Annotated in this window: 10 protein-coding genes; 5 read left to right on the top strand and 5 right to left on the bottom strand. The window is 69.4% G+C overall.

The features are described 5' to 3' along the window. Positions 1 to 103 precede the first annotated feature (103 nt). Positions 104 to 2,131, top strand: a complete 2,028-nt coding sequence (locus ACH4NX_RS34340; protein WP_398129994.1) for a HelD family protein — start codon at positions 104 to 106, stop codon at positions 2,129 to 2,131. A gap of 41 nt (positions 2,132 to 2,172) precedes the next feature. Here the strand turns inward: ACH4NX_RS34340 and ACH4NX_RS34335 are convergent, their stop codons facing one another. Further along, positions 2,173 to 2,751 carry a TetR/AcrR family transcriptional regulator gene (locus ACH4NX_RS34335; RefSeq protein ID WP_383527685.1) on the bottom strand — a complete coding sequence of 193 codons (579 nt, stop codon included), beginning with the start codon at positions 2,749 to 2,751 and terminating at the stop codon, positions 2,173 to 2,175. A 146-nt stretch (positions 2,752 to 2,897) separates the two neighbouring features. On the opposite strand from ACH4NX_RS34335, the gene ACH4NX_RS34330 reads away from it, so the two are divergent. Both ACH4NX_RS34330 and ACH4NX_RS34325 read left to right on the top strand, forming a co-directional pair. Further along, on the top strand, positions 2,898 to 4,367 hold the full coding sequence (locus ACH4NX_RS34330) for an MFS transporter (RefSeq protein WP_398129995.1): 1,470 nt from the start codon (positions 2,898 to 2,900) through the stop codon (positions 4,365 to 4,367). Positions 4,368 to 4,494: 127 nt separating this feature from the next. Then, positions 4,495 to 4,716, top strand: a complete 222-nt coding sequence (locus ACH4NX_RS34325; protein ID WP_398129996.1) for a transposase — start codon at positions 4,495 to 4,497, stop codon at positions 4,714 to 4,716. 132 nt (positions 4,717 to 4,848) lie between these two features. Here the strand turns inward: ACH4NX_RS34325 and ACH4NX_RS34320 are convergent, their stop codons facing one another. Both ACH4NX_RS34320 and ACH4NX_RS34315 read right to left on the bottom strand, forming a co-directional pair. Then, complete coding sequence (locus tag ACH4NX_RS34320; protein WP_351400430.1) at positions 4,849 to 5,448, bottom strand: TetR family transcriptional regulator; 600 nt, start codon at positions 5,446 to 5,448, stop codon at positions 4,849 to 4,851. 42 nt (positions 5,449 to 5,490) lie between these two features. After that, positions 5,491 to 6,261, bottom strand: a complete 771-nt coding sequence (locus ACH4NX_RS34315) for an SDR family NAD(P)-dependent oxidoreductase (protein ID WP_351400429.1) — start codon at positions 6,259 to 6,261, stop codon at positions 5,491 to 5,493. A gap of 427 nt (positions 6,262 to 6,688) precedes the next feature. Between ACH4NX_RS34315 and ACH4NX_RS34310 the strand changes: the two genes are divergently transcribed. Together ACH4NX_RS34310 and ACH4NX_RS34305 are read left to right on the top strand one after the other, a co-directional pair. Next, positions 6,689 to 8,170 carry a tannase/feruloyl esterase family alpha/beta hydrolase gene (locus tag ACH4NX_RS34310; protein WP_398129997.1) on the top strand — a complete coding sequence of 494 codons (1,482 nt, stop codon included), beginning with the start codon at positions 6,689 to 6,691 and terminating at the stop codon, positions 8,168 to 8,170. Positions 8,171 to 8,303: 133 nt separating this feature from the next. Continuing rightward, the gene (locus ACH4NX_RS34305) at positions 8,304 to 8,771 is read left to right on the top strand and encodes a hypothetical protein (protein ID WP_398129998.1); all 468 of its coding nucleotides are present in this window, start codon (positions 8,304 to 8,306) and stop codon (positions 8,769 to 8,771) included. A gap of 83 nt (positions 8,772 to 8,854) precedes the next feature. Here the strand turns inward: ACH4NX_RS34305 and ACH4NX_RS34300 are convergent, their stop codons facing one another. Continuing rightward, positions 8,855 to 9,232 carry a fic family toxin-antitoxin system, toxin component gene (locus ACH4NX_RS34300; RefSeq protein WP_398129999.1) on the bottom strand — a complete coding sequence of 126 codons (378 nt, stop codon included), beginning with the start codon at positions 9,230 to 9,232 and terminating at the stop codon, positions 8,855 to 8,857. Beyond that, positions 9,232 to 9,471, bottom strand: a complete 240-nt coding sequence (locus ACH4NX_RS34295; RefSeq protein ID WP_398130000.1) for a hypothetical protein — start codon at positions 9,469 to 9,471, stop codon at positions 9,232 to 9,234. Before ACH4NX_RS34295 ends, ACH4NX_RS34300 begins: the two co-directional genes overlap by 1 nt. Between the last annotated feature and the right edge of the window lie 194 nt (positions 9,472 to 9,665).

Here is a 9,665-nt window from a genome sequence, read left to right as displayed (position 1 = left end):
TTAGGGAGCTTTGACCGTATGGTGTGGCTCGAATCGAAGGAGCTTCTTGTTGTCGAAAACGAATGATTCTGCCGTGCGTGCGGTTGCGTCGGAGCGGGATTATGTGTCCTCGTTGTACAAGTTGCTCACCGAGCGGCTTGCCGAGGCGCGAGTAAATCGAGCGCGTGTACTGAAGGCCCCGACGGACAGCGCCGGTGAGACATACGAGAGGGAAATCGCCGCCGAGCGTCTTGCCAAGGAAATCGGCCGGCTGGAGGGCGCCGAAAAGGGGCTGGTCTTCGGGCGCATCGACTGGACGGATGGCACGGCCCTGCGCATCGGGCGGATCGGCCTGCATACGGAGGAGGACGACCTGCCGCTGCTCGTGGACTGGCGCGCGAACGCGGCGCGGCCCTTCTACGAGGCGACACCGGTCCACCCGATGGATTTGCGGCGGCGCCGGCACCTGCGCCTCGAGGACCGCACCGTCGTCTCGGTGAGCGACGAGCTGCTGGACGGGACCGTCCCGACCGACGAGGACGTCGTGGGGGACGGCCCGTTGACCGAGGCTCTGTCGGCACGGCGTACGGGCAGGATGAACGCGGCCGTCGCGACGCTGCAGGCCGAGCAGGACGAGATCGTCCGCTCCGCCCACCGCGGGGTGACCGTGGTGCAGGGCGGGCCCGGCACCGGCAAGACGGTCGTCGCCCTGCACCGGGCGGCCTATGTCCTGTACGCGTTCCCGCGCGCCGCGGAGGAGGGCGTCCTGGTGGTGGGCCCGAACGCCCGGTTCCTCGACTACATCTCCCAGGTCCTTCCCTCGCTCGGAGAGAACGACGTCGTTCTGGCGACCTGCCAGGAACTGGCCGGAGTGCCCACGGACGTGGCGGACCCGTTCGACACGGCACGTCTCAAGGGCAGCTCCGACCTCGCCGACGCCCTGGCCGCCCTGCTGCGCGTCCACCAAGCTCCCGCCGGTGACTTCACCGTGCGGGTCGGACAGGAAGTGGTCCACCTGTCCCAGAAGGAAGTGGCCACGGCACGCGACGCCGCCGTGGCAGCCGCACCGGGACACAACCCCGCACGCCAGGTGTTCAAGGAGCTGCTGGCCGACGCCGTCACCGACGCGATGCAACGGGACATGGGCGACATCCTGGAGCAGATCGACGCCGACGCCGAGAAGATGACGGGCCTGAACCTCGACCGGTTCACGGGAGCCGCCCAGCGCCGTGCCGAAGGCGCGGCCGATCCGGATCCGGCCCACGAGCTGGACCTGGACGCCATCCGGGCCGACCTCCTCGACGACGCCGGCGTCGACCGGGCGGTCGAGGAGCTGTGGCCGCGGCTCGTGCCGGGCGACCTCGTGAACGCGCTCCTGACGAACGCCGGCACTCTCGCCGAGCACCTGCCTGGCGTGACCGTGCGGGAGCGGCCCCTGTTGCTGCGCGGTCAGGACGACCCGTGGACCGATGCCGATGTGCCGTTGCTGGACGAGGCGGCGAGCCTGGTCGAGGGTCCTCCCGAGCGGACGTACGGGCACGTCGTCGTCGACGAGGCGCAGGAACTGACCGCCATGCAGTGGCGGATGATCGTCCGCCGCTGCCCGGCGAGGGCGATGACGCTGGTGGGTGACTTCGCCCAGGCAGGCCCGGTCTCGACAGCACGCGACTGGAAGGAAGCGCTGAGCCCCCACGTCGGACCGCGGTTCAAACTGCACAACCTGACCGTCAGCTACCGCACCACGCGGGAGATCCTGGAGAGCGTTGGGGACCTGCTCACGCGGATCGCTCCGGACCAGAAGCCCACACGGTCACTGCGAAGCGGTGAGAGCCCTCGCACCGTGACCACACCTCCGGACGGGGCGGTCACCGCCGTCGTCCAGGAACTCCGCGCGCAGAGCACCGCGCACCCGGGCGAGCTTCTGGGAGTGATCTGCGCGGACACCAGGGTGAGCGAACTGACGGCCCAGGGCATCGCTCACCACGCACGCGTCGTGCCGGCGTCCGAAGCGCGCGGCCTGGAATTCGACGGGGTCGTCGTCATGAACCCCGAGGAAATCCTCACGGCCCGCCCCGGTGGGGAAAGGGACTTGTACGTAGCCCTGACCCGGGCCACCAAACGCCTTTGCACCATCTCCGTCCAGCCCGCCTGACGATTCCGCGCCCGCGGTGCCGGCCCGGGCGCATCCGGCGGTCACAGCAGCCGGTCGACGAGCCCGTCGACGTACTCCGGGGTGAGTTCCATGCCGAACAGGACGCGGATGTACATCGGGGCGAGGATGTGGTCCAGCACGTCGAGCGCGGCGGGAGCCCGCTCGCCGCGTTCGACGGCGCGGTCGAGCATGGACTGCATCTGCCGGGTGCGTTCGTCGCGGAGGCCGTCACGTGCCTGCTGGCCCTGTTGGCCCTGCTGGTCGGTGCCGGTGCCGGTGAGGGCGACGGCGAGGCGTACGAGTGCCAGGCCGTCGGGCCCGGTGATCTCGCGGGCGACGTTGGCCGCGTAGGCGTGCAGGTCGCCGGCGAGGCTTCCGGTGTCGGGCATGGGTGACTGCGCGTTGAGGCGGGTGAGCGTCACCTCGGAGAGAAGGTTCTCCAGGCTGCCCCACCGGCGGTAGATGCTGCTGTCGGCCACGCCCGCGCGGGCTGCGACCTCCCCGACGGTGAAGGTGCCGTAGCCCCGCTCGCTGATCAGATCGGTCACCGCCTGATGCACCTGTGCGCCGACGCGGGCGCTGCGCCCGCCGGGCCGCCGGGCGCGCTGTCGTTCGTTCATGCCTCCACCTTAACGCAGGTGAGACTTGCGTTTTGAAGTGACCCTCTGTACAGTCTGCTAACGCAGCCAGTGACTGCCTTAAAGCGCCCGAAGGCTGACCACGCCGGTCGTGGCCGGGCGCGATCGACGATGGAGAGGGATTCCCCATGGCTGCATCGCCTGCGACAGTGGGCAGCCGGCCGAACCGGGCCGTGCTGCTCGCGGTGACCTGCCTGGGCCAGTTCATGGTCCTGCTCGACAACACGATCGTCGGAGCAGCGCTGCCCGACATGCAGCACCGGCTCGACACTCAACTGACCGGCCTGCAATGGATCGTCGACGCCTACGTCCTCCTGGTCGCCATGCTGCTCCTGTCCGGTGGCGTATTCGCCGACCGGTTCGGCCGCAAGCGGGTGTACCTGACCGGCGTGGCGGTGTTCACCGCCGCGTCACTGTTCTGTGCCCTCGCGCCCTCGGCCGGCTGGCTGATCACCGGCCGGGTACTGCAGGGCATCGGAGCCGCGGCACTCGCCCCCGCCTCGCTCGCCCTCCTCGCCGCCGCCTACCCCGTACCGCAAGAACGCGTCAAGGCGATCGGACTGTGGGCCGGACTCAGCGGAATCGGCCTCGCCGCGGGCCCCGTGGCCGGCGGCGTGCTGACCCAGGCCTTCGGCTGGCCCGCCATCTTCCTCGTCAACCTGCCCATCGGCGTGATCCTTCTGCTGGTCGGCATGCGTCACCTCGCCGAGTCCCGCAACCCGAACGCCCCCGCGATCGACATCCCCGGGACGGCGCTGTCCGTCCTGACCGTGGGCGTGCTGACCTACGGCCTGATCGAGGGCGGTGCCCGCGGCTGGACGTCACCGGTGATCCTGGGCAGCTTCGCTGCCTCAGTGATCCTCCTCGCCGCCTTCATCGCCGTCGAAGCCCGCCGCACCGCGCCCATGCTGCCCCTGCGGCTGTTCAAGCAGCGCCTGTTCACTGTGTCCAACACCGCCATGGTCGTGGTCGGGTTCGCCCTCATGGGCTCCTCGTTCTTCTTCTCCCAGTTCTTCGTCTACGTCCAAGGCAGCTCGATCCTGCGTGCCGGCCTGCAGACCCTGCCCCTGTCCCTCGCCATGGTCATCGTCAGCCCGTACGCAGGACGACTCGCCGCCCGATACGGCTTCCGCATCGTGGTCACCACCGGCCTCGCCCTGGCCGGCCTGGGACTGCTGGCACTCGGCACCGTCCACGCCGACACCGGATACGGGAACGTGTGGTGGCGCCTGGCAGTCGCCGGCGCCGGATTCGCCCTGGCCATGTCCCCACTTACGGGAGCCGCCATCCAAGCGGTCAGCCCGCGGGAAGGCGGCCTCGCGTCCGGCGTCAGCACCACCGCCCGGCAGATCGGTGCCGTCTTCGGCGTCGCGGTACTCGGAGCCATCGTCCGCTCCCGGCAATCCAGCGGCGCCACCTTCGAGACCGGCCTCAACAACGCCTTCCTCACTGCCGGCATCGTCACTGTGGCCACCGCCGTGTTCACCGGACTACGGCTGGCGGAGCCCAAGCCCGCGGAAGGCTCCGCAGCGCCGCGACGTTCCACCGATACGGACGCGGTCACCACTTCGCACGACGCACCCGTGACCGGCCGTTGACGGCGACGCCGACCATGGCCGGCAGGCGCGCCGCCAGAGGCCCCCGGCGGGATGTGAGCCGAACCGGGTTTCGCAGCGGCCCTGAAGCCGGGCACGATCGCTCCGGCAGGCGGGAAGCACAGGTCTGATGCCCGCACCCCGGAACTTCCCGACGAGCTCCGGGCGAGCCGTCCGTGAAATACAGAACTCAGGCCGTCCCGTCGCCCAGGTGGCCCGGCATCTCGGGACCCGCTGGGAAGCCTTGCGGCTGTGGGTCCGCCAGCGTGTTCTCGCCCAGGAGGACGTCGTCGCGAAGCGGCTGGAGGGCCGGGTCTCCCCGGCGTCGGCCTCGTCGAGGCGATCGCGCTGAACGTGGTGCTGCCCTTCTGGCGCGACCTGGCGGAGGGTTACACGATCGGCGAGCTGGGCCCGGCACGGCCCTGGACGGCGGCCGGGCATGGCGGGACCGTCGAACCCACCCCTGTCACCCGCACCGTCCGGATCAGCGACGATGTACGGCGTCGAGTGCCTCGGTGAAGTAGACGGCGAGCGGCCGGTCCGCGCCGGCTCGGGTCCAGGCTTCTCCGGCGACGTCGAGACACGTGATCGCACTCGCCACGACGGCCGCCGCACGCAGGTCGGCCGTTTCCTCGGGCGGACCAAGACGTCGGCGCACCTCGGGGACGAGGTCGGACTGCCAGCGCAGGTGCTTCTCGATGCTGCGGGCTCGCAGGGACGGGCTGCCGTACATCATCCGTGCGACCGCGAGCGTGCGCTCCTCGTCCGCCTCCGCGTCTCCGACGGCCAGGATCGCGGAGCGCAGCGCCGTCCAGAGATCCTCGTCATCGGGATGCTTCGCGAGTTCGGCACTCACCCGGGCGCCTTCATCGGCGAGGCCGCCGAGGACGATGTCCTCCTTCGTTCCGAAGTAGCGGAAGAACGAGCGCCGGGACACGCCCGCCAGCGCGACGATCTCGTCGATCGTGGTCTGCTCGAACCCCTTCCGGAGGAACAGGTCCATGGCGACCTGGATGATCTCCGCCTGGACGGAGCGACGGGTCCGGTCCCACAACCGCTCCACCGAACCTGCGCTCTCCGTCATGGGACCAGCATAGCCACGCGTTACCACGGCCCTTTCGAGTGGTCATCGGCGCTGCGCCATGGCGCGGGTCATCATCCGTCCGACGGTTCGTGTCATCCGATGGCGGCCGAGCAGTCGCGAGGCACCAGCGGCGGCCCGGTTCCCACCCCCGACGATGACGCTCGGCTTCGGATCGCGGCGGTCGAGTGCCTCCAGCGCGGTCCGGACGACCGCCGACGCCGTCATCCGCCGGGTGTTGCCGCTCGCGCTCTCCCCGGCCACGTCGAAGAACTCCGTCTGCGTCGCCCCCGGCGAGACGGCGAAGACCTTCACCCCCGAGCCCAGCTCCTCGTACCAGAGCGCCTCGGTGAAACTGAGCACGAACGCCTTGGACGCGCCGTAGACGGCCATGGTGGGGCTCGCGTTGTACGCGGCCATGCTCGCGATGTTGATCAGGAAGCCCTCTCCCCGCTCGCGAAGGCGTGGGAGGAAGGCGTGACTGATCTCCACGACCCCGAGGACATCGAGCGCGATCTCGGCCTTGAGCCGATCGAGCTGCTCGCCGCGGAAGAAGCCGTGGTTGGCGAAACCCGCGTTGTTGACCACTCCGGCGACATCGATCCCCAGCCGGTCGGTCTCGGCACGCAGCGCCTGTCCCGCCCCCGGTTCCGTCAGGTCCATCGGCAGGGCCGTGGCGCGAGCACCGTGGCCGGACAGCTCCGAGGCCAGCGCCTCGAGACGCTCGGCGCGGCGGGCGACGAGCACGGTGTCATGGCCGCGCGCCGCGAGCTGTCGTGCGAACTCCGCACCGATGCCCGCGCTCGCACCGGTCACGACTACCGCTCCAGAGGTGTTCACAGCTTTCCCGCCTTCTCCTGTAAGTGGGTTGGACCTGAACCGGCCTCAACGGATCTGGACCGGCCTGAACGCTCCTGCGACTCGCCGAGCGGCCCGAGGTCCGCGACCTTCGGCGGTACTGTATGCCACCCTGACACCAGGTGCCAGGTTGGCACGCAGTACCCGCACGGTCGGAGCATCGCTCCGTCGTCCCAAGGAGGAAGCGGTAATGACCGAAGCGACTTGCCCGCCCGGGCCCCGGCGAAGAGGCAGGAGCCGTCGAGCCCTGTTACCGATCACGTCGGTAGCGGTCGCGTGGACCCTGGCGGTGTTCACGCCCACATCCACGTTCGCCGCACCAGCCGGTACCCGGGTGGCTGACGTTTCGCCGACGGGCGGGACGGCGGTTCGTTCGTGCGAGAGCATGATCGACGTGCGTCTGCCCGGCAGGACGGTCGAGAGCGCCACTTCGGTCGGTGCCACAGAAGACCTTCCGGCCTACTGCGACGTTCGGCTCACGGTGACCGACCCCGCGTCGGACGAGTCGTTCCGGGTCGGGGTGTTCCTCCCCTCCGCGGCATGGAACGGCCGGTTCGTCGGCACCGGCGGCGGCGGCTTCGTGGGCGGGGGGCCGGACGAGCCGTGCGGCCGGTACGACCCGTGCTCCCTGGCGGCCGGCTACGCCACGGCGAACACCGACGCCGGAGTACCGACGACGAACAACCAGGGGGAGTTCGCGCTCAACCCCGACAACACCCTCAACAAGCCCCTGGTCGATATCTGGAATCACCTGTCCATCCATCAGACAGCTGTCAGCGCCAAGAAGGTGATCAACGCCTACTACGGCAAGGGCCCCGCTCATTCCTACTTCTACGGTGGCTCGGCCGGTGGCCGCCAGGCCATGATGGAGGCGCAGCGTTACCCGCACGACTATGACGGTCTCGCCGTGTTCTGGCCGGCACTGAACATGTCGCGCCTGCTTCCCGCCTCGCTCTGGCCCCAGGTCGTGATGAACGTGGCCGGGCACTTCATCCCGCAATCGACATTCGAGGCGGTGAACGACAGGGCGATCGACGAGTGTGACGGACGTGACGGCGTCCAGGACCGCATCGTCTCCGACTGGCGCGCCTGCGGCTTCGATGCCCGCACCCTGATCGGCGATGTACTCACCGCGCAGGAAGCCGACATCGTCGGCAAGATATGGGAGGGCCCGCGCGGCACCGACGGCGGGTTCCTGTGGCACGGCCCGCCTCCCGGCACTCCGCTCGACCGCATGGCGGGCACCGTGACCGACGAGGACGGGACCACCTCTCCCCAGCCGCGAGCGGACGCCCTGACATGGGTCACGCACTGGGTTCTCCAGGACCCGGACTTCGACTGGCGCACCCTCACCCACGAGACGTTCGCCGACGTCTTCGAGAGGTCGGTCGCGAAATGGGAGCGGACGGTCGACGCGGTGGACCCCGACCTTTCCGCCTTCCGCGCGGCCGGGGGCAGAATGGTCATCACGCACGGCACCTTCGACAGCTCCATCCCCGTGCGGGGAACCGTCGATTACTACAACGAGGTCGCGGACAGAATGGGCGGCACCCGTGAGGTCCAGGACTTCGCACGGCTCTTCCTGGCTCCCGGCGGCGGACACGAAACCCTCATCAGGTCGCACCCTCATCCCGGTGTGATGCCCGCCGGGTACTACGGCGGACTTCCGAGCCCCGGCAGTGCGCTGGAGGCGGTCGTGAACTGGGTCGAGAAGAAGAGGAAGCCCACGACACTGCTCGGCGTCGGCGAGGGACCGACCGGAGAGACCGGCATGACAAGGCCGCTGTGCATGTACCCCCTTGCCGCACGCTACAAGGGCCATGGCAACACGGACGACGCGGACAACTTCCGCTGCGCCGCGAGGTGAGACCCCACTCAGGTCGGACTCGTTGAGCCCGGCCGGTGACGTTTCCTGATCCCTGCTGAAACGGCCAAGGGGGCCAAGGGGGCCATCTCCTTGCCGACAACCGCATCAGCCGCCCTTGTGATCAGCTGATGCCATGGAAGCCATATGGACAAGCGTCGTAGCGGTCGGGGGCACGCTCATGGGTGCCGTGATCACGCACCTCTTCCAGCGCCTCGCGTCCGAACGAAGTGAGCTGTTCGCGCGGTCGGAAGCGCTCCGGCAGGAACGCATAGCCACTTACAGTTCGTTCGCCGCGGCAGCGGAGGACTACCGCCACGGCCAGGCGGACCGCTGGTACCGCAAGCAGCAGGGCCCTGACGGAGAGGCCTTCGTCACAGCACGCGATGAAGCACACCGCCTCCGGACAGCGACCCGGCAAGTGCTCTACCGGGTCAAGTTGCTCACTGATGACCAGGGGGTGATTCTCGCTGCCGAGCAGGCCTATCAGCGCACGCGGGACGTGTCGACCGCAGGGGATCAGGTCGAGCGGGACGCACTGGACGCTCGGGCGAGACAGGCGATCGAGACGTTCGTAGCCCAGGCTTCGCCACTGATCCGTTGAATTGTTGAACTGTTGATCCGTCGGACTGTCGACAGGTGCCTGGGCACCTGTCGTTCTCGAACCGGGGCGGACGTCCGGGTCGTTCAGGTGGTGGTGGGCCAGGCCCGCAGCAGGGCGGCGATCCGTCCGGTGGTGCAGGCCGGGTCCAGAAGCAGGTCTTTGAGGGCGATGGCGTCCTCGCGGGCGGGTTTGACCGTGATTCCGGCCGCCTCGAGGTACATCACGCCGGTGGCGGCGGCAACGGCCAGGTTGGAGCGTTCCAGCCAGCGGCATCGGCCCAGCGTGTGCACCAGGGCGGCGGCCTTGGCGTAGGGGCCGTCGTAGACCGGCTGCTCGAACAGTTCGGCCCGGTGGCGGGCGACGGCCGCCACCGGGACGCCGTAGTCGTCGGGGGCGGGGTCGTCGACGCCGGCGGCTTCGGCGACCTGAAGGATCCAGGGGACGTCGATGCTCAGATCCATCAGGCGGCGCGGGCTCCCCGAGAGGCGTGCTGAGCGTCTTCGGCTTCGTCGAAGACCGCCTGGTGCTCGGCCAGGAAGCGGGTGGCGGCGTCCACCGCGCGGGCGCGCAGACCGCTGGTGTCGTCCTGGACGAGGCGGGCGAGGTAGTCCCCGATACTCAGCCCCAGGTCAGCGGCACGTTTTTTCGCCAGTTCCGCAACGTCCTCTTCCACGCGCGCGCCCAGCTGTGTCTTCGCCATACCGAGCATGATAACAGGCGTTACCATGCTCGCGCCGCCCATCCGTGGCTGTCGTCGCGCGGCCTCCGGCGGTCGCCGCCGGCTGCCCGTCGGGCCGAACTCAGAAGGCGTCGGTGGGGACGTACGTCCCCCAGACCTCCCGCAGCGCGTTGCAGACCTCGCCGACGGTGGCGCGGGCGCGCAGGGCGTCCTTC

Origin of the sequence: Streptomyces sp. NPDC017225, from assembly GCF_044331465.1 — a bacterium.
Lineage (GTDB): Bacteria > Actinomycetota > Actinomycetes > Streptomycetales > Streptomycetaceae > Streptomyces.
The sequence above is the reverse complement of the archived record's forward strand: the minus strand, read 5'-3'. Positions and strand labels throughout refer to the sequence as shown.